Annotated in this window: 15 protein-coding genes; 5 read left to right on the top strand and 10 right to left on the bottom strand. The window is 67.6% G+C overall.

The window, feature by feature from the left end:
• Positions 1-40: 40 nt before the first annotated feature.
• Positions 41-1,228 (top strand): acyltransferase family protein, encoded by a 1,188-nt coding sequence (locus KY501_RS48200; RefSeq protein ID WP_224372086.1) that lies wholly within the window; start codon positions 41-43, stop codon positions 1,226-1,228.
• On the opposite strand, the gene KY501_RS48205 is transcribed toward KY501_RS48200, so the two are convergent.
• A complete protein-coding gene (locus KY501_RS48205; RefSeq protein WP_224372088.1) occupies positions 1,197-1,565 on the bottom strand; it encodes a response regulator in 369 nt (122 codons plus the stop codon). The genes KY501_RS48200 and KY501_RS48205 overlap by 32 nt on opposite strands.
• 182 nt (positions 1,566-1,747) lie before the next feature.
• On the bottom strand, positions 1,748-2,356 hold the full coding sequence (locus KY501_RS48210) for an RNA polymerase sigma factor (protein ID WP_224372090.1): 609 nt from the start codon (positions 2,354-2,356) through the stop codon (positions 1,748-1,750).
• Positions 2,357-2,504: 148 nt separating this feature from the next.
• Between KY501_RS48210 and KY501_RS48215 the strand changes: the two genes are divergently transcribed.
• Positions 2,505-4,715, top strand: coding sequence for a TOMM precursor leader peptide-binding protein (locus KY501_RS48215; protein ID WP_224372092.1), 2,211 nt, complete (start codon positions 2,505-2,507; stop codon positions 4,713-4,715).
• Positions 4,716-4,760: 45 nt separating this feature from the next.
• Here the strand turns inward: KY501_RS48215 and KY501_RS48220 are convergent, their stop codons facing one another.
• From KY501_RS48220 to KY501_RS48230, 3 genes are all read right to left on the bottom strand, one after another.
• Complete coding sequence (locus KY501_RS48220; protein WP_224372200.1) at positions 4,761-5,111, bottom strand: nitrile hydratase subunit alpha; 351 nt, start codon at positions 5,109-5,111, stop codon at positions 4,761-4,763.
• Positions 5,112-5,159: 48 nt separating this feature from the next.
• A complete protein-coding gene (locus KY501_RS48225; RefSeq protein WP_224372094.1) occupies positions 5,160-9,281 on the bottom strand; it encodes a TOMM system kinase/cyclase fusion protein in 4,122 nt (1,373 codons plus the stop codon).
• 177 nt (positions 9,282-9,458) lie between these two features.
• Entirely contained in the window at positions 9,459-10,034 is a 576-nt protein-coding gene (locus KY501_RS48230; protein WP_224372096.1) for a hypothetical protein, read from the bottom strand.
• A 189-nt stretch (positions 10,035-10,223) separates the two neighbouring features.
• Here KY501_RS48230 and KY501_RS48235 point away from each other — a divergent pair, with 189 nt between their 5' ends.
• On the top strand, positions 10,224-11,159 hold the full coding sequence (locus tag KY501_RS48235; RefSeq protein WP_224372098.1) for a LysR family transcriptional regulator: 936 nt from the start codon (positions 10,224-10,226) through the stop codon (positions 11,157-11,159).
• Positions 11,160-11,187: 28 nt separating this feature from the next.
• Here the strand turns inward: KY501_RS48235 and KY501_RS48240 are convergent, their stop codons facing one another.
• The 3 genes from KY501_RS48240 to KY501_RS48250 all read right to left on the bottom strand — a co-directional run bounded on the left by KY501_RS48240 (position 11,188) and on the right by KY501_RS48250 (position 13,697).
• The gene (locus tag KY501_RS48240; RefSeq protein ID WP_224372100.1) at positions 11,188-11,727 is read right to left on the bottom strand and encodes an ester cyclase; all 540 of its coding nucleotides are present in this window, start codon (positions 11,725-11,727) and stop codon (positions 11,188-11,190) included.
• A 172-nt stretch (positions 11,728-11,899) separates the two neighbouring features.
• Positions 11,900-12,310: an SMU1112c/YaeR family gloxylase I-like metalloprotein gene (gene gloA2 / locus KY501_RS48245; RefSeq protein ID WP_224372102.1), complete on the bottom strand. Its 411-nt coding sequence runs from the start codon at positions 12,308-12,310 to the stop codon at positions 11,900-11,902.
• A 91-nt stretch (positions 12,311-12,401) separates the two neighbouring features.
• Complete coding sequence (locus KY501_RS48250; protein ID WP_224372104.1) at positions 12,402-13,697, bottom strand: metal-dependent hydrolase family protein; 1,296 nt, start codon at positions 13,695-13,697, stop codon at positions 12,402-12,404.
• An 86-nt stretch (positions 13,698-13,783) separates the two neighbouring features.
• Here KY501_RS48250 and KY501_RS48255 point away from each other — a divergent pair, with 86 nt between their 5' ends.
• The gene (locus tag KY501_RS48255; protein ID WP_224372106.1) at positions 13,784-15,127 is read left to right on the top strand and encodes a cytochrome P450; all 1,344 of its coding nucleotides are present in this window, start codon (positions 13,784-13,786) and stop codon (positions 15,125-15,127) included.
• 150 nt (positions 15,128-15,277) lie between these two features.
• Entirely contained in the window at positions 15,278-16,639 is a 1,362-nt protein-coding gene (locus tag KY501_RS48260) for a hypothetical protein (RefSeq protein WP_224372108.1), read from the top strand.
• An 857-nt stretch (positions 16,640-17,496) separates the two neighbouring features.
• Here KY501_RS48260 and KY501_RS48265 read toward each other — a convergent pair.
• Positions 17,497-18,303 (bottom strand): siderophore-interacting protein, encoded by an 807-nt coding sequence (locus KY501_RS48265; protein WP_224372110.1) that lies wholly within the window; start codon positions 18,301-18,303, stop codon positions 17,497-17,499.
• 29 nt (positions 18,304-18,332) lie between these two features.
• Entirely contained in the window at positions 18,333-18,890 is a 558-nt protein-coding gene (locus tag KY501_RS48270) for a PadR family transcriptional regulator (RefSeq protein WP_224372112.1), read from the bottom strand.
• Between the last annotated feature and the right edge of the window lie 68 nt (positions 18,891-18,958).

Below are 18,958 nucleotides of genomic sequence, written 5' to 3' on the forward strand. Positions count from 1 at the left end.
GCCAGCAAGGGCCTCCTCCTCTATACTCCACGGCGCGCCCATGTCCGACGCGCCTCCTGCCTCCCGCGTCTCCTTGAATGCCCTCACGGGGGTCCGCTTCCTCGCGGCCCTGCACGTGGTGGCCTTCCATTACGCCCCGCGTGAGGGCGTGTCGGCGTGGCTCGAGCGGTTCCTGGCGAGCGGGCCCCACAGCGTCACGCTCTTCTTCATCCTGTCCGGCTTCATCCTCGCCTACAGCTACCTGGGCGCGCAGGACAGTCCGCGAGTCCAGGGACGGGCCTTCTGGCTCGCCCGGTTCGCCCGCATCTACCCGGTCTACGCGCTGGGGCTGGTCATCATGGCGCCCGCCGTGGTGGACAGCCTGGCTCGGACCGCGGGAGGGCTCACGCAGGAGGTGTTCTGGAAGCTCTCCGGCGTGGGGCTGGCCGTGTTCACCCTGACGCAGGCCTGGAAGCCCTCGGTCGCGTGCGTGTGGAACTGCCCGGGCTGGTCCCTGTCCGTCGAGGCCTTCTTCTACCTCCTCTTCCCCCTGCTCTGCGTGCCCGTGGTCCGCGCGGGGCGGCGAGGGCTGTGGGCCGGCGCGGCCGCAACGCTGGGTGTGTCGGCCGTGGCCACGGTGCTGTGGGTGCTCGTCGATCGGTGGATCGCCGAGAGCCCTGCCCCTCCCTTCGGCCCGGACACGTGGCTCCAGGTGGCCGCTTACAACCCCGTCCTGCGGCTGCCGCAGTTCCTGCTGGGCGTCCTGCTGGGACGGCTCTTCTCCCAACGCCTGAGCGAAGGCAGAGGGGCCGGGCCCGGTGCTCCCGCACAGGCCCTGGTAGCCGCCGCGGCAAGCCTGGCGATCTTCCTCGTTCCCTGGCCTGGGTCTTCGGCTGCTTTCAAGGAACTGGCGCTGATGCCCGCCTTCGCGCTGCTCATCTGGGGGCTGGCGTACGGGAGAGGGCTTCTGGCCCGGCTGCTGGCCTGGCCCTGGGCGGTGCGCCTGGGCGAGGCCAGCTACGCGCTCTACATCCTTCACAGCCCGCTGAGCTTCTACATCCGGCTGGCGGACCATCGGCTCGGTGTGGGGCTCGCGGTCTCCTCGCCCCGGGCCTTCTTCGCCGTCTACGCCCTCCTCTCGGTGTTCATCTCCCTGGGAGTCTTCCTCTGGCTGGAGGAGCCCGCCCGGCGGTGGCTGCGGACACCCCGCCGGAGCGCTACGCAACATCCTCGATTCGAGTGGCGCTGAGCGCGGTCTCGACCATGCGCCGGAAGCCCTCGGGGTCCGAGAGCTTGCGCAGGCACATGTCCGCATGCTGCGACACAGGCGTGCCCTCCGAGCTGTGCAGGATGATGCGCGTGTCGCGGAACCGATCGTCTCGCCGCAATTGCTTGCAGAGCTCGGCTCCATCCATGCGCGGCATCCGCCAGTCGGAGATGACGAGCTCGGGCTTCAGTGTCTCCGCGAGCTCCAGCCCGCTCACTCCGTCCGATGCTCCCACCGCCTCGTGTCCCATCTCCGTCAGCAAGTCGAGATACAGCTCGCGCATGTCCACGTCATCTTCCACCACGAGAATACGGCTCATTCCAAACCACCACCGTTCGTTCGTAGGACCCTCCAGATCCAGCCCCTCGGAGAGGTGGTGACAGGCACGGCGCGGTGTGAACGGCGGGACGGATCAACGCGCCCCGGCGCGCGGCTGCTTCAATGTCCACGGGGCACGGAGCCAGCCAGGCGTCCGCCGCTCGCCCCCATCCCGGACGAGACCTAATGGGACGAGAGCAGCTCCTCATCGATCGCGAGCAGGCGCAGCCGGGCCTTGATGCGCTGGAACTGCTGGCGCAGGACGGCCGCCCGCTTCTCCAGCTCCGCGGGGGGCAGCTCCCGGCCCGCCATGGCCCGCGCAACCTCCGTCCAGGACAACCCGGACTCCACACGCAGCGAGAGAATCCGCTGTTCGTGAGGGGTGAGCCGCTCCTGCAAGGCCTTGAAGCGGCTTTTGACTTCGGTCCGGAGCCAGGGCTGCGTCACCGTACGCTCGATCATGGGCTGTTTCTCGAGTGCTTCCTCGGGGAGCGGCTGCTCCCGGGCATCCGGCGCACGAAAGCTGTGCAGACAGGTGTTGCGCGCCACCCCGTAGATCCACGTCCGGAACGAAGATTCCCAGCGGAACCCCGGCAGGCTCGTCAGCAGGTTCTCGCTGAAGGCGCTGAATGCGTCATCTACCCGGCTCTCATTCCTGAGAGTCACCTTCATCACCTTGCGGATCTCCGCACCGTAACCTTCCAAGGCGATCGCGGCGGCGCGCCCATACTGCCGGGCCTGACACAACGCTCGAAGTTGCTCCTCCAGCTTCTTGCGCCTGCTCGAGTCCATGGGACATGCCTTGCTTCCCAATGTGGCCATCCGCCGCCGTCCACCCGAGCGGCAAGAGGGGAAGGGCTCGACGGCTTTACCCCACAGGACACTCCTCCCGTCCCGCGGGGCCATTACTGCTGGCACGCCACCCTGAGAGCCTGCCCTCATGAGCGATGTCTTGGAGCAGGCACTCCAGCTCAAGCCCCACCTGCGGCTCGAGCGCGTCGATGAGAACAGGGTGGTCCTCCTGGGAGAGCGCGAGCACTACCTGCTCGTCGGGCGCCCTCTCGCCCAGGTGACACCCTTGCTCGATGGACGCCGGACCGGCAGGGAGCTCCTCGCGATGATGGGCCAGGAGAGCTCGTTGCCGGAGGTGCTCTACGCGCTGTCCTCGCTGCATCAGGCCGGCTACCTGACGCAGGCCATTCCTCAGTTGCCCCCGGAGCAGGCCGCGCTCTGGCAGTCCCTGGGAGTCGATCCCCGGGAGGCGGCTCGGCACTTGTTGGAGTGCACGGTGAGCGTCCGGTCGCAAGGCCTCGATCCGGAGCCGCTCCAGCAGGCGCTCGCCGCTGCGGGTATCCGAGTCGGCACGTCCGCCAGCCAGGTGGAGGTGGTGCTGGTGCAGGACTACCTGGAGCTGGGCCTGGAAGAAATCCACCGCTCCATGATCGAGCGCGGGACAGCGTGGGTGCCCTTGAAGCCGGGCGGAACCTTCCCGTGGGTGGGACCCCTCTTCAGACCGGGAGCCGGGCCCTGCTGGGCCTGCCTCACCCACCGGCTCCGGGCCAACCGTCCGGTCGAGGAGTTCCTCTCGCGGCGCTCCACCGCCACGCGGCCGGTCCTTCCTCCCACCGCTGGCACTCCGGCGAGCGTCCAGGCCGCGCTGTCCCTGGCCGCGTTCGAGTTGGCGCGGTGGGTCGCCCAAGGCCGGCAATCCCGGCTGGATACGCGGCTGCTGACGTTGGAGCTCCACCGCCTGCGCGTCGAAGAGCACGTCGTGGTGAAGCGTCCGCAGTGCCCCGCTTGCGGAGAACCGGAGCTGCTCCAGAAGCGAGCCCACCAGCCCCTCGTGCTCAAACCGCGCCGGAAGCGCTTCGAAGAAGATGGGGGCTACCGCTGCATGACACCCGAGGAGACGACGGAGCGCCTCGAGCACCTGATCAGCCCCATCACGGGGGTTGTTTGCAGCCTCGGGCCGGTGCCCGACCGCGACCATGCGCTCCGGCCGGTCTACGCGGCCGTCGGGCTGAGCCGTCCGCCGGACGATCTGCCCTGCCCCATGGACTTCCACTGGACGAGCGCGGGCAAGGGGCGGACCGCGGCCCAGGCCCGGGCCAGCGCGCTCTGCGAGGCACTCGAGCGCTACAGCGCCATCTTCCAGGGAGATGAGCCGCGGTTCCTCTCGCGCCTCTCGGAGCTCGGCGCGGAGGCGCTCCCCCCGAACCTCCTGCTGAACTTCAGCCAGAAGCAGTACGCCGAACGGGACATGTGGAACAGCCGCCACCTCCACCCCAAGAGCCAGGTGCCACTCCCGTTCAACGAGCACGCGGAGCTCGAGTGGACTCCCGTCTGGTCGCTCACGCACCACCGTAAGCGCTACGCGCCGACCGCCTACTGCTACACGCGCTACCCGGCTCGCCCGGAGCAGCGGTTCTTCCCGAGAGACTCCAACGGACACGCCGCAGGCAACTGCCTGGAAGAGGCCATCCTCCAGGGGTTCCTCGAGCTCGTGGAGCGGGATGCGGTGGCGATCTGGTGGTACAACCGATTGAGGCGGCCGCCCGTGGAGCTGCGCGGCTTCGACGAGCCGTACTTCCAGGAACTCGCCGCGCACTACCGCTCTCTCGGCTGGATGGTGTGGGCGCTGGACCTCACGCATGACCTCGGCATCCCGGTCTTCGCCGCCCTGGGGACATCCACCGGGGGGGAGCGCTTCTGCATCGGGCTGGGGGCGCATATCCAGGCGCGGCTCGCCCTCCAGCGGGCGCTCACCGAGTTCAACCAGGTCTTCGATCCCCGGCAGCGCTCCGCACCGCCATGGAACATGGCGGACGTAGAGGACCCGTCCTGGCTCTACCCCGATCCCGCAGCGCGTCCTCGGACCGCGGCGGACTTCGCCGTGCACCGCAGCAAGGATCTGCGCGAGGACATCTCCACCTGCGTGGAGCGAGCCGCCCGCTCGGGCCTGGAGACCCTGGTGCTGGATCAGACCCGCCCGGACATTGGACTGAGCGCCGTGAAGGTGATCGTCCCAGGCCTGCGTCACTTCTGGCCCCGGTTCGGCCCGGGGCGCCTCTATGAAGTGCCAGTGCACATGGGCTGGAGCCGCCAGCCGCTCGCGGAGTCCGCGCTCAATCCGCTGCCCTGCATCCTGTGAGCAGCTCGGCCGACACTGTGTCCTGGCTGCCGCGACGATAGGGTGTCAGCAGCAGCAGAACGGGGGACTCATGCCCCCGGCGCGCACGTAGTCCGCGATCGCGATCATCTGGTGCTCGGACACCGGAGGAGGCGGGAGGAGCAGCTCGATCCTCGATGCACCCACCCGCGTAGGAAGCACGTACACGGGCTCCGCCACGAGACGCACAGTCAGCTCGATATCCGCCGGCAGCTCGTACCCCATTTCGAAGCAGAGTTCCCTCAGCCTGGCCGCGCCGGCCCCCAGCACTTCGTCCTTGAAGCCCGGATCGATCCAGGACCTGACGACGATCTTGCACCAGGCCATCACCCACGGCTCCATCTCGTTCGACTCCGCCCCCCGCCCCGTCACCGCCATCAACCTCCCCCTTCCCTCGAAACACAGGCTCCCGCAGCGCGCCGCGACTCAGTGCAGGTTGGGACGCGCCTCCTGCACCCCCACCTCAGGCTTCTCCTCTTCACGAGGGAGCGCCAATATCAGCGCCCGGGCCTCGCGCACATCCTGGGACTCCACGTCCTCGGAGAACCTCCGCAGCAAGGGCTCGAGCACCTCGCGAGCGCGGGCGCGCGCCTGCGAGTCATTCCAGAGCCGGCCAAGCGTCTTGGCAGCCCGGAGTCTCGGCATGACGGCGCCCTGCTCCTGGGCCTCCTGGATGGCCAGATCCAAGGCCTCCCGGGCTCCCTTCTGATCACCCAGCCGATGAAGGATCCGGGCCTGGACCTCGTAGATGAACGGCACGCAGTAGGTCTCCCCGCTCTGGCGAGCCCACTGGAGGATCTCCTCGGCGTGCTGCCGAGCCGACGCATACCGCCCCACTTCGAACTCGGCCTCGATGAGGAGCAGCGTGTAATAGGAGAAGCCGGTGAGCATCTTCCACTCGCGGAGCTTGTCCAGGTTGCGCGCCAGCGTCTCGACGTCATGCCGTGCCCAGGCCAGCAGGATGCGGTTGTACGCCTCGATCACGGGCAGGCCATAGCGCTCGGCCAGCTTGATGCCGTGCTCGGCGAGCGCGGGGATGGCGTCCTTCTCTCCTCGGAAGTGATAGACACTGACCAGGTAGATGATGGCGGTGCCCTCGGTGATGGGGTGGTTGATCTGCCGAGCCCATTTGACGGCGTCGAGCGCATGCACCAGCGCCTCCTTCGGCGACCCGATGAGGTACTTCAGCATCCCCAGGAACGCCTCCCCATAGGCTCTCGCGTCCAGGCCATAGAACTGGGCCATGGATTGGTGTTGCACGACATCGTAGAGGCCCAGCCCCCCGGTCAGATCCTCCACGGACCGGTTGAGCTGCCCCTTGAGGCCGTGAAGCTCTCCCCGAATGCAAAGCGCCAGGCTGTGCAGACCCGTGTCATTCCCGCTCTTGGCCTGGGCGAGCAGCCGCTCGACCAGATCCTTGGCCACACCGAACTCGCCCCGGCAATGGTGATAGGAGAAGAGCGCCCAGAGCGCCTGAGCGGCATGCGGGCTGTGCCCCAGGGCGTCGATCAACTCCTGTGAGCGCCTGCTCCGGGCCTGAATCTCCTCGGCGGGCCAGCCCCGAGCGGACATCAACGCCGGGATGAGGATGCTGTTGATCTCCAGCTCGCGCTCCATCCGCTGCCGCCCCTGCTCCGGGAGCGCGTCCAGATACTCCAGCGCCAGGTTCGCGTGCGCGATGGCCTCCGCGTTGGCCGAGCGCAGGAGCGCCTTCCTCGCCGCGAGCTGTTCGTACCAGAGCGCCCGGCTCTTCTGATCCGCCGCCGCGTGGTGCCAGGCGAGCAGCTCGGGGCGGCTCTCGACGAGCGCGGGGAAGCGCTCCTCCAGGACCGAGGCGATGCGGGAGTGGAGCTCGCGCCGGGTGGCCCGGGGGATGGACTCGTAGGCCGCTTCCTTGATCAGGGCATGCCGGAACACATACGTGGAGTCATGAAGCCGGCGCCGGTGCTGGAGCAGATCCGAGGCCACCAGGGTCGAGAGATCCGCCTGCAGCGTCCGATCATCGAGCGGAGAGAGGGCACGGAGCAGCTCGTAGTTGAACTCCCGGCCCAGCAGCGAGGCGAGCTCCGCCGTTTCCTTGGCCCGGCCGAGCCGGTCCAGCCGCGCCTCCAGCAGGCCACGAAGCGTGCCGGGAATGGCCATACCGGAGAGGGTTCCCACCCGCCGCTCGCGCTTCGAGCCCGGCTTCACCTCCTGGGACTCGAGCACCATCCGGGTGAGCTCCTCCACGAAGAGGGGAATCCCATCGGTCCGCTCCGCCACCTGCTCGGCCACCCTGGCGGGCATCCGCGCTCCGCCGGCCAGCGCTTCCACCATCGTCGCCACATGCTCCCGCGACAGGCGTCCGAGCTGGAGATGAACCGTCTGGGAGGCGCCCCACGGAGTCACGAAGCTGGAGCGCGCGGTGAAGAAGACGCCCAGACGCGCCGTGGAGACGGACTCCAGCAGGAACATCAGCAACTCCAGCGTCGTCGCATCCGCCCAGTGGAGATCCTCGACGACCATGAGCACGGGCTGTTGCGCGGCGATCTCCACGAGCAGGTTCAACACCGCATCGAACGTCAGCGCCTTCTGCCACTCGGGAGTGACCTTCAGGGGCGGGAAGCGCTCATCCAGCGGAATGGAGAGCAGGGACGCGAAGAGCGGCATGGCCTCCTCCAGCTCGAAGCCGTACCGGGACAGCATCGCCTCGAGCTCACTCCGGCAGCGCTCGGCGGACCAGTCCCGCCCGCGGCCGAGCAGGTGATCCAGCATGTCGATGATGGGGCGAAGCGTGCTGGTGCGATCCTCCGAGGCGCACCGGCACTCGAGCAAGGTGAACGGCGTGCCGCGCAGGCTCCGGTACAGCTCCTTCACGAGCCGGCTCTTGCCGATACCGGGCTCGCCCGTGATGAGGACGCCCTGGCCCACGCCCTGCCGGACCTCGTCCCAGGACTTGAGCAACTGCCGGAGCTCCCCCTCGCGCCCCACGAGGGGGGTATTGAACCGGGAGGACTCCGAGGCACGCGGCTGGTCCAGGCGCCTCACCTCGACAGGCTGGTGGGTGCGAGGCTCGACGCGCCGCACGGTCTCGAACACGAAGTCGTCCCGGAGCAACCGGTAGGTGTCCTGGCTGACCAGCGACTCCCCTGGCTCCGCCATCTCCTGGTGCTGGCTGGCGATGGTGGGCGTGGTGCCCAGCACGATGGGGAAGTCCTGGCGCTCCTGCGCGAGGGGATCCCTCACGATGGACAGGCCGGTATGGATGCCGATCCGCAGCTCGAGCCACAGCCCCCGCTTCGTCTCCAGCTCCGCCTTCCGGAGCGCCGCATCCTCCAGGATCCTCAACGCCGCCCGAGCCGCGCTCCGGGGCGCGTCCTCCCGGGCCGTGGGATAACCAAAGTAGATCATCACCTCCTGGCCGAGCCCGCCCGGCACCAGGTAGCCGCCGAACTCCTCGGCGATCTCGGTGCAGCGCTTCTGCTGCGCACGCAGCGCGCTGTCGCGCTCCTCGACATCCGCCCCCTCCTGCTCGGCGAGCAGCGGGAGCACGTTCAGGCCACAGCACAGCACGGTGATCTGCCGCAGATGCTCCCCGGACAGCAGGGAAGAGGATCCAGGGTTCTTCTTCGAAGCTGGAGCCGCACGGGTCCGCGCCATCGCGAATCGTCTCACCACCATACTCGCCTCCTCCTGCGTGCACGCGTCCAGCTCGCGGATCAGCTCCGCGGCGGTGACGTTGCGCTTGTCGATGTCCTTGACCGTGGCTCGCCGGAGCAGCTCTCCCAGCCGAAGCCCCTCCAGGGTCTCGGGAATGGGAACGGGCTCGGGGCCGATCTGCTTCTCGAGCACCTCCTGGACCGAGCGCCCCTTCATCACCATCTCCCCCGTCAGGCACTCCAGGTGGACGAGCCCCCAGGAATACAAGTCGGAGCGCATGTCGGGGTGCTGTCCCCGGAGCTGCTCCGGCGCGGCGTAGGCCGGGGTGCCGAGGACTTCAAAGATGCTGCTGATCCCGGACACGTCCTCGGCGTTGAACTCCTCCACGAGGGTGCTGAGACCGAAGTCCAGCACCATGGCGTTCCGCCGGGCGCCGGTGTCGGTGATCATGATGTTCTGGGGCTTGATGTCCCGGTGGACCACACCGCGTCGGTGCGCGCAGTCCAGGGCGTCCAGCACCTGGATCATCAGCCGGAGGGCCTCTCGGGGCTCGAGCGCACCTTCCCGCGCCAGCACATCCGCCAGGTTCTCGCCGGGGACGAACTCGAACACGCTGTAGAGGAGGCCTTCCTCCGTCTGGCCGGAGTCGATCGGCCGCACGAGGTTCGGGTGGAAGAGCCTGGAGCAGATGCGCATCTCGCGCCGGAAGCGCGCCAACTGCTTCTGGAGCTGGTGCTCGGATCCTCCCGCGGGGGGCCGGAGGATCTTCACCGCGACCTCCTGCTCGGTCGTGACCTGGCGGGCCTTATAGACCTGGCCAAACCCTCCCTGCCCTACCAGGCCCAGGAGCTCATACCGCTCCTGAAGGGGACCGCTGAGCCTCGTGAGAACTGGTGTTGAATCCCGCATGACATCCTTGTGGATGCGCCACGCACCCGCGCCACCCATGTATGACGCAAGGTGTTGCCTGAGCGATCCGCGCGCAACGCCGCGCATCCCATCCTCTCGTGCGAGAGAGGCTTCGACTGGAGGACGTGAGCGTTGTACGAGGGCGGGGGCTTGATGCCTTCTCGGCGGCCCGGCGGCTTACGGCTTGTGGAGCATGCCCGCCACCGGAGTGAGCGGAGGGTTGCCCCCGGCACTGAGGGCTCGGCCGATCACGGGGGCGGATTGAGGGAAAGGTCCACGCGCCAGTTCCTGTCCCGAGGGGCCCACCGCCTGGGCGAGGACCTGATCGAATCCCTTCTTCAGCCCCAGCGCTTCGTGGGATTCGCCCTGGGAGTCAGCGACCATGAAGAAGGAGGACTCGAGATCGACGGGAGGTTGCTCGCCCTGCTCGCGGTACACCTTCCGCATCGCCTCGAGCGAGGCGCGATAGCTCTTGAGGAGCTCCTTGCGCGCCAGTCCTTTGAAGAGGCCCGGGACATCGCGCAGGTCCACATGGACGACGATGACGGGATGGGCCGAGCGCAGGCCGTAGATGAAGGGATAGGCCGTGTTGCGCAGCTCCTCGCGGGTGCCGCGGTTGGTGTACAGCACCAACGCCGGCCGCCCTTGTCCGACGGGCACCTGGCGGCCGAGCACATCCGTCGACTCGGACGCATGAGCAGGAAGAGTTCCCAGCAGCCCGAACAGACAGATGAGTGCCGCGATCGTCTTCATGGGCAGGTGTCTCCTCGAGGTGGAATCGCTGTGGCCCCTGCACTCCTGGGGACTCAAAACAATGCCTGAAATGACAGCTGGGTGGGCAGGGGCATTCCTCTTCTTGGGAGAAGTCGATTGACGTGGTGCGCCATTCGCGCACATGCGGACCTGTTGAACACCACCGGGCAGACAAGGAGCATCCCGTCCATGATTGACAGCCTGGTCGACGTGACCGTCTTCACGCGGGTGGTGACGGCGGGGAGCCTCTCGGCCGCGGCCCGGGAGCTGGGCATGTCTCTCGCGGTCGTCAGCAAGCGCCTCGCCCGGCTGGAGGAGCGGCTCGGCGTGCGGCTCGTGAACCGGACCACACGCAGCCTGAGCCTGACGGAGGAGGGAACCGACTTCCATGAGCGCTGCGTGCGCCTGCTGGGGGAGCTGGACGAGGCGACGGAACGGGCTCGCGCGCACAAGAGTGGGGCGAGCGGACTGCTCAAGGTGACCGCGACCGCGGCCTTTGCCCGCCGCCAGTTCGGGCGCCTCATTCCTCGATTCCTGGAAAGGTATCCCGACATCCGCGTGCAGCTCGACGTGTCGGACGCCGTCGTGGATCTCGTGGAGTCGGGCTACGACGTGGCCATCCGGTTTGGCGCCCTGCCCGACTCCAGCCTGATCGCGAAGCGCCTGGCCCCCAACCACCGCGTCGTGTGTGGCGCCCCCTCCTATTTCGCCCAGTGGGGCCGACCCAAGCGCCCCACCGACTTGAAGAACCACCGCTGCATCGCCTTCGGCACCCCACCGAACCAGGACTGGCAGTTCGAGGGCCCTGAGGGCGAGACGACGACTGTGCGAATCACGGGTCCACTCTCGACCAACAACGGCGAGATGGCTCACGAGTGGGCGCTCGAAGGAGGCGGGCTCGTGCTCAAGTCGATCTGGGACGTGGGCCCGGACATCGACGCGGGACGGCTCGAGGTCGCCCTGCCCGATTACCGGGTACCGGCCGCGCCCATCCACGCCCTCTACCCTCACAATCGGGGTATCCCAGCGAAGCTCAAGGTGTTCATCGAGTTCGTGGGAGAAGAGCTTCGCGCGGCGTACCAATGGAGCCACATGGACCGCGCCGGGAACGAGGCGACGGACTGAGCGAGCCGTCCGTCCAGGACACCCGCGCTCAGGGCTTCACGACACCGAGCTGCTTGAGGAGCGTGAGGTTGTCCTCGAGGTGCCAGTTCGTGGCGATACGCCCGTTCTTCACCGTGTAGATGTCCACGGCATCGAACTGGATGACGCGTCCATCTCCATGGAGTTCACCGAACTGACCGGAGAAGTGGCCCGTGAAGTGGAGACGGCCCACGACCTGGTCGCCCGCCACCCAAGCCTCCTCGACCGAGACCTTGAGATCCGGCACCGCCTTGCGGAAGGTGCGCGAGGCGACAAGCGGCCCCGTAGGCCCTTGTGGACGACCCTCGGGGAGGTTCAGGTCCACGAAGTCCTCCGCGAGCGCCGCCTTGGCGTACGCTTCCTCCCCCGTATTCCAGAAGGCGTAGTAGCGCCGAGCAGCCTGCAGCAGCGACTGCGCCTGCTCGCGCGACAACCCCCGGTCAACCGTGAGCTTCTTCGGCTGGGGCAGCTCGTCGGCGGCACGAGCCGGTGCGCCGGCAAGAACGGCGAGGCTGGCCAGGGTGGCCAGGACCCGATTGACAGTCTTCATATGCGTCTCCCGTGTTCGAGCGTGTCCATCACGCCTGAGGAACAATGCGAGCGGCGCGCGGCACCATCTACGGCCAGGGCGCGAAGGGTGCCTCTCCAAATGGGAAAGAGTGTCCGGCCTGGAGTGGGGGCCGTGCTTCAACACAGTAGGGCTCGCGGAACGGGGCAGAGCCTCAGGACGCGCTCTGCCCCCCGCCCTCGTACATCTCCAGCGGGAGACCATCCGGGTCCATGAAGAAGGTGAAACGCCGGCCAGTGTGCGCATCCACGCGAACCTCCTCCGTCTCGACGCCTTTCGCCCGCAGCTCCGCGACGGCCCGCTCTATGTCGTCCACCACGAAGGCCAGATGGCGCAGACCGCACGCCTCGGGCCGGGTGGGACGCGGCGGCGGATTGGGGAAGGAGAACAACTCGAGCTGAAGCCCTGGAGCGACCTGCAGGTCCAGCTTGAAGGAGCCCCGCTCCACGCGATTCACCTCGCGGATGATCGGAAACCCCAGGACCTCACTGTAGAAGGCCTTGGAGCGCGCATAGTCAGAGCAGATGAGCGCGACGTGGTGAACCGAGCGGAATAGCGGTGGCATCGGGTGAGCCCTGGAGAAGAGAGGCCGAGGGATTTCGCCGGCGCTCAGTCTACCAGAGGGGAAGGCGAGGCCACCTTGGGCCTTCACGGCACTATTCCTTGTCCTGGCGGTAGATGCGCCCGTCCTTCATCACGAAGAACACGCGCTGCACGGCGGTGATGTCCCGCAGTGGATCCCCCGGTACGGCAATCACATCCGCACGGCGGCCCACCTCGAGCGAACCCACCTCCGAGCCCAGGCCCAGCAGCTCCGCGTCCACGGTGGTGGCCGTGCGCAGGGCATCCGCCGGAGACATGCCGAGTTCCACGAAGAAGGCCAGTTGCTCCGCGTTGCGGCCGTGCTTGAAGACGCCCGCATCCGTGCCGAAGCCGATCTTCACGCCTCGCTGGAGCGCGCGCCGGAACATGTCGCGCCCGGCCTGGCCCGCCTGTTTCATCTTCTGCAGCACCTTCGGCGGGAATTTGGCCCCGCGCTGGAGCTGCTCCTGCTGGACGAGCTCCAGGTACACCGTGGGCACCAGCACCACGCCCTTCTGCTTCATCAGCGTGAGTGCCTCGTCATCCAGGAAGGTGCCGTGCTCGATGGAGTCCGCGCCGGCCCGGATGGATCGCTTGGCCCCGACGGCACCGTGGGCGTGCACCGCCACCTTCCGGCGCAGCGAATGGGCCTCGTCGACCACCGCGTCGAGTTCAGCCTGGGTCAGCTGCGAGGTGTCCACGTCATCGCCCACGGACAGCACGCCCCCGGTGGCGCACACCTTGATGACATCCGCTCCGTTCTTCACCACCCAGCGCACGCGCTCGCGCAGCGCATCCGGGCCATCCGCCACGCCCTCGCCCTTGTCCTGCACCAGGACACCGTCCCGGAAGCCCATGATGTCGCAGTGACCACCCGTGGCACCCAGCTGGGGACCGGAGGCAACGATGCGCGGGCCCTCGGCAACACCGCTCTGGATGGCCCGGCGCAAGCCGACGTTGATGAAGTACTCGCGCTCGTTGCCCACGTCGCGCACGGTGGTGAAGCCGGCGCGCAGTGTCCGCCGGGCGCGCTCGGCCGCCTCCAGCGCCAGCTCCGGAATCGTCTTCTGGAGCGCCTCCATATCGTAGTCCTGGTAGTTGTCCGTGAGCTCGAGCCGCAAGTGCACATGCGCGTCGATGAGGCCGGGCAGCAGCGTCGCGTCCCCGAGGTCCACCACCTGGGCGTCGGGAGGCGCCGCCGTCTTGGGTCCCACCGCCTCGATGCGCTCGCCGCGCACCAGCACGCGTCCCGGGGTGACGAGGGTGCCGCTGCGGCTGTCGAACATCCGCGCGGCGGTGAGCAGGAGCGGGCGTTCAACGGGGGTGGCAGCGGAGACGACCAGCAACAGGAGCGCAGAGGGAGCGAGCATAGCGGCGACGCAGTATATGTGGTGCCCGGGCCGATGGAGTGGCGGCAGCCCCACGGGCGTTGCGCACTGGCGATATCTTCCTCTTCATGAACGCATCCGCCCTTCCGAAGGCCTCGGGTCTCCCGCTGCTCGGCGTCGCGCTGAAGTTTGGCCCAGAGTGGGTGCGCACCACGCGGAAACACCTCGGCGACGTGTTCTCTTTCGATCTGCCGGGCGGCAACGGCGGCGTCATGGCGACGCACCCGGATGATGTGCGTCTGGCCCTCATTGAGAGCAAAGGCGTCTCACGCTCTGAGTTTCCGCCGCGCATGCACGACGTGCTCGCGCCCATCACCGGGGACGGGCTCATCGGGCGCACTGGCCCTGCCTGGACCGAGCGGCGCGGCATGATGCAGCCGGGCTTCCGCCGCCAGCGGCTCGCGGACCTGGTGCCTATCATGCTCGAAGCCATCGACCGGCAGCTCGAGTCGATCGCGTCGCGGTTCGTCCGCGATGGCCGACCGTTCGACGCGCTTCCGGAGATGCACGCGCTCACCCTGAGCGTTCTCATCCGCTCGCTGTTGGGAAGCCACCTCGATGCTCGCGACACCGCGCGCGCGGGGGAGGCCGTCGATCTCACGATGAAGGCAGTGACCTTCGCTCCCATTGAATTCGGAAAGCAGCGCCTGGCCCGGCGCGCGGCCCGGGCGTTCGAGGATGTCTCGATGCGCATCATCCAAGAGCGCCGCGCGTCTCCGCCCGAAGCGCGGCCGAGAGATCTGCTGACCGCGATGATCGAGATGCAGGACGCGCACGGTGGTGGGCTCGATGACACGAGTATCCGCTTCGAGCTGAGCGGTCTCTTCATCGCGGGCAAGGAGACGTCCGCGATCTCGCTCTCCTGGTTCCTTGCTCTCCTGCCGCAACGGCCCGACATCGCGCAGCGGCTCGTCGAGGAGATCGACCGGGTGATCGGGAGCCGTGAGCCCCAGGCGGCGGACCTGCCGGAGTTCCGCTACCTGGAGGCCGCCTTGCAGGAGAACCTGCGACTCCATCCGCCCGTCTGGCTCCTCTTCCCGAGGAAGGCGGCGGATGACGTCACGCTCGGCGGCCACGTGGTGCGGCGGGGCACAACGGTGTGGGTAAGTCCCTTCGCAACCCACCACCACGAAGCTTTCTGGGAGCGGCCCGGCGAATTCGATCCCGAGCGTTTCACCCAGCAGGGTACCGAGGGGAGCGCCCGCCACCCCTATGCCTGGATTCCTTTCGGAGGAGGGCCGCGCGTGTGCATCGGTGCTCGGTTCGCACTCATGTCGATGCAACTCTTTGTCGCGCGCCTCCTCCAGCGTTACCGGATCGAGTGGGCTGACACCCAGCCTGTGCAACCCAAGGTGATCTTCAACACCCGCTTCCCCCGTCGGGTGCCGATCCGGCTCGTGCCCCGCACCTGAGCTGGCCGATCTGGCGTGGTGCTTGCTGAGCCTTCGGGTGCCAGCCTCACTGGGGCAGGTCCGCGCGACGTCACGAGATTGATACAGAGGCCATGAGGGCCTGTCAGGCAAGTGTGAGAGTCTCGGCGGCCTTTCACCTGGAGACACCTCATGAAGCCATTGCGCCTTGCCCTGTCCTGTCTGCTCGCCCTCGGGGCCACGGCCTGTAACGACATCCAGACGTCCGAGCCCGTCGAGGAGACGGGCACCGTCACCGCCGCCGCAACCGTCGACCGGCTGTACGCAGCGGTGGGCAACAACGAGCTCAGCATCGAGACGCTGGGTACCTTCGAGACGCGCAACGGCGAGCGCGTCCTCGTCCTCCACGGAACGGCGAACCGGTACCTGGAGAGTGTGTTCAGCTTCGTCCCCGACGACATCTTCGGCGAGACGAGCATCATCAGCGAGCGCCGCTTCGAGGTGGTGCTGCGCGAGGGCCACGAGCTGAACACCGTGCTCTCCGGCCTGCCGCTGTTCATCTCCATCGATACCTTCACGGGCTCGCCAGAGCGGTACTACGCGCGCATCGTCGCCGCCCCCCGCTTCTTCGACTTCCGCGGCTCCAACGCCCTCTTCATCGACGAGGCCGTGAATCCCGTCTACGTGCGCAACGGCACCGACGTGCTCGCCTACCGGGGCAAGGTGGACGTGGCCGCCTCGTCGCTCTCCGTCACTGCGCCGGACGGTGTGCCGGTGGTGGCACCCGTGGACGCGGACACCTTCCGGCTCGACTGGCAGTACCCGGCCGTGTACCAGGCCATCGATCCGCACACCACTCCGCTCACTTTCACCGCCTCGCTGGCCGACGGCACCACGGCGCAGAAGACGGCACGGCTGGTGGCGCGCGTGACGGAGCTGGCGGTCACCGCGGGCGATCCGTACGACGTGTGGCCGTCCGAGCCGTGCCAGGCCAGCGTCTACAACTGCATCCACTCGCAGCCCGCGGGCACGAATGACTTCGCCGCGTGTGGCACCTACCGCCAGGTGTCGCGCTGCATGTACGCCACCGCCTGCGACGTGATTCCGCCTCAGCCCCTGGCGCTCACTGTCATCGACGCGTCGTCTCTGGAGCCGGCTCGCGCGGCGTGGAACGTCGGTTCCTCGCCCCTGTCGTGGCGCGAGCTGAACACCGTTGACGCGTACACCACGCCGCAGTGCCCCGCCTCGCCCGTCACCATCCAGTCGGTGCTGGCGCACTTCAACGACACGACGCAGGATCTGCCGCTCGCGGAGTACGGCACGTTCACCGACCGCGCGGGCCTCGCGCAGACGCAGTTCTTCAGTGGCTCTCGTGGCGCCGCGCTGCTGTCCGCGATTGACGCGTACGCGGGTGGTGGAGTCATCCAGGCGTGGGTGCTCACCGACGAGGCGCCGTGCCACAACTGCCACGACTTCAACGACTACGCGGTGCTGTTCTACCCGGGCAGCGGCAAGGTGCTCCTGCTGAAGGGCCACCACGGCTACGACTCCTGAGCCACAACACCGGGCGGCCTGGGAGAATCTCCGGCGGGTGGGCGTACGAACCACCCGCCGGGAACAGGACCATTTTATTGATCCAACCCTTCCCAACCCCAAACTCCTCCGCCCCTGTTTATCGTGCGAGTGTCAGGCGCTCGGCCGCACCTCGATGATCGCGAAGCCGTTGACCAGTTCAATCCCCGTCTCCGGTGGTCACCCGGGCGGGAATCGAACCTGCGGCGGTTGATGGGTAAAAGAGTGGGAAGACTTCACGGATGAGTGTTGGGGGGAATAGGGCCGATGTGGAAACGGAGAAGGACGTGGGTGGCATGCGCGATACTCGCTCTGCTCGCCTTGGTGGTCGTGGGGGCGATGTCAGGCCGGTCGCTAGCCTCTCGAAAAGAAATCGGCTCACCCTGCTGGATGGACGGGCACTGCCCGCGCCAACATGAATGCATGGCGACGGGCAACGGTCCGTTATGGACGCTGGGAAGGACCTGCGAACTTCCTTGTGTCGTGGACGACAATTGCCCAGAAGGCATGGGGTGCTGGTTTGTCGAGAATGGACCGGGCATCCCAATCTGCATGCGGTCTGGGCATTGAGAGCGTGGCGCAGACGGCATAGGCCACGCTTCCGAGCTTCCGTGCCACGAGCCCGCGCTGCTCGGGCCGAGCCCACTGGACGGCATTGTCCGCCTCGCGACGCGACAGGCTGCGTGAAGCGCAATCCTTTCACTGAAGATCAGTATGCTGGCCTGAGCCGGCACGAACACGCCCGCCCACCCAAGCTCGGATCCTCCGATGTCCGTCCAACAAGTCCTGTCCAGAGCCCCGTTCGAGCGAACAAGGCCCCATCCTTCCGGCCCAGTGCTTCACGCAGGAGTGCCAGGGCCGCCGTGCCCGTCATCTGTACCTCGGTGCCAGTAAGCCGCCGCCTTGATCCAGTCGCTCGGATGCTGGCGCTCCTCGACGAAATAGGTCCGCACCTCGCGAACAATGGACCCCTCCCCCGCGATCCAGACGAAGCCGTCTCCCGCGGGGGGCGTGAATCCGACGAGCGCGCGGCGCAGCAACTCGGCGTCCTGTTCACCCGGCTCTCCGCGCACGACCCATGTCGGCCGCCACGAGGCCCGAGTCGTGAAAGTCTGCTTCTCGTCCTCGTTCGCCACGGCCACCACGGTCGTCACCGGTACACCCGAGCGCAGCGCCTCGACCCGGCGGCCGATGGCGGGCAGCGCGCTCTCGTCGCCGATCAGGAGGTACCAGTCGAAATCGTCAGGTACGAGGGTCGAGCCTCGCGGCCCGCCGATCTCAAGCAGCTGGCCGACCTGCGCCCCCGCGGCCCATTCCGTCGCAGGGCCTGAGCCATGGATGGCGAAGTCGATGGTCAGGCTCTTCCCGGCGTTGTCGAAGGCACGAGGCGTGAAGTCTCGCATCACCGGCTGCGCCGCCGCACCGTCCTGCTGCGAGAAGAACAGCTTGATGTGGTCGTCGGGCGAGGGGCTGTTGAAATCCGCGAGATCGGGCGACGTGAAACGGATTCGCCGCATGCGCGGGGTCAGCGACTCCACGCTGGTGACGAGCAGCTTGCGCCGCCGCAGTTCGTGGCGCACGCGAACGAGCTGGTGAGGCGCGCCCGGCTTGCTGGCATCGCCCTCCGGCACCTGCCTCGTACCCATTCCCTGTCTGTCCTGAGTGTCCTGGCGATTCATGAACGAAGCCTCTCGATCTTCTGAGCGGCCTCGTCGATCAGGGCCGCCACGTTGAGAATGGTCTGCTTGTCGGCATCGGCCGACAGCGTGTCGAAGAGCACGCTCTTCAGGTTGTGCATGGCCCGCCGTATCGGGGCCGCGTCGGTCCGCTCGCGCACCTCCCCGGCGGCTCCGAGCCGCTGGAGCAGGGCCTCCACCGCTTTCGCGTTCTCCTTGAGCAGCGCCCGGCCCTGCGGGGTGATGGAGAAGAGCTTGCGCTGGTTGTCGGTATCCGGCTCGCCGACCAGACCCATGTCCCTCAGCAGGGTGAGCGTCGGATAGATGATCCCGGGACTGGGGGCATACACGCCGCGGCTGAGCCCTTCGATGGCGCGGATCAGGTCATAGCCGTGGCGCGGCTCCTGGGCGATGAGGTGGAGCAGGACGAGGCGCAGCTCGCCACCCTCGAACATCCGGTGGCGCCCGCCATGTCCATGCGGCCCTCTGTGCTCATCCCGCTCGCCGTGCCAGTGCTCGGCTTCGCCGTCCCGCCTTCTTCCGTGCCTGCCGCGCATGGTCCGTCTCCTGAAGTCCGGTGAAGCCCATCAAGATGTTACTGAGATATATCTCAGACACATCGACG

The sequence above is a fragment of the Hyalangium versicolor genome (assembly GCF_020103695.1).
In the GTDB taxonomy this organism is placed as follows: Bacteria; Myxococcota; Myxococcia; order Myxococcales; family Myxococcaceae; genus Hyalangium; species Hyalangium versicolor.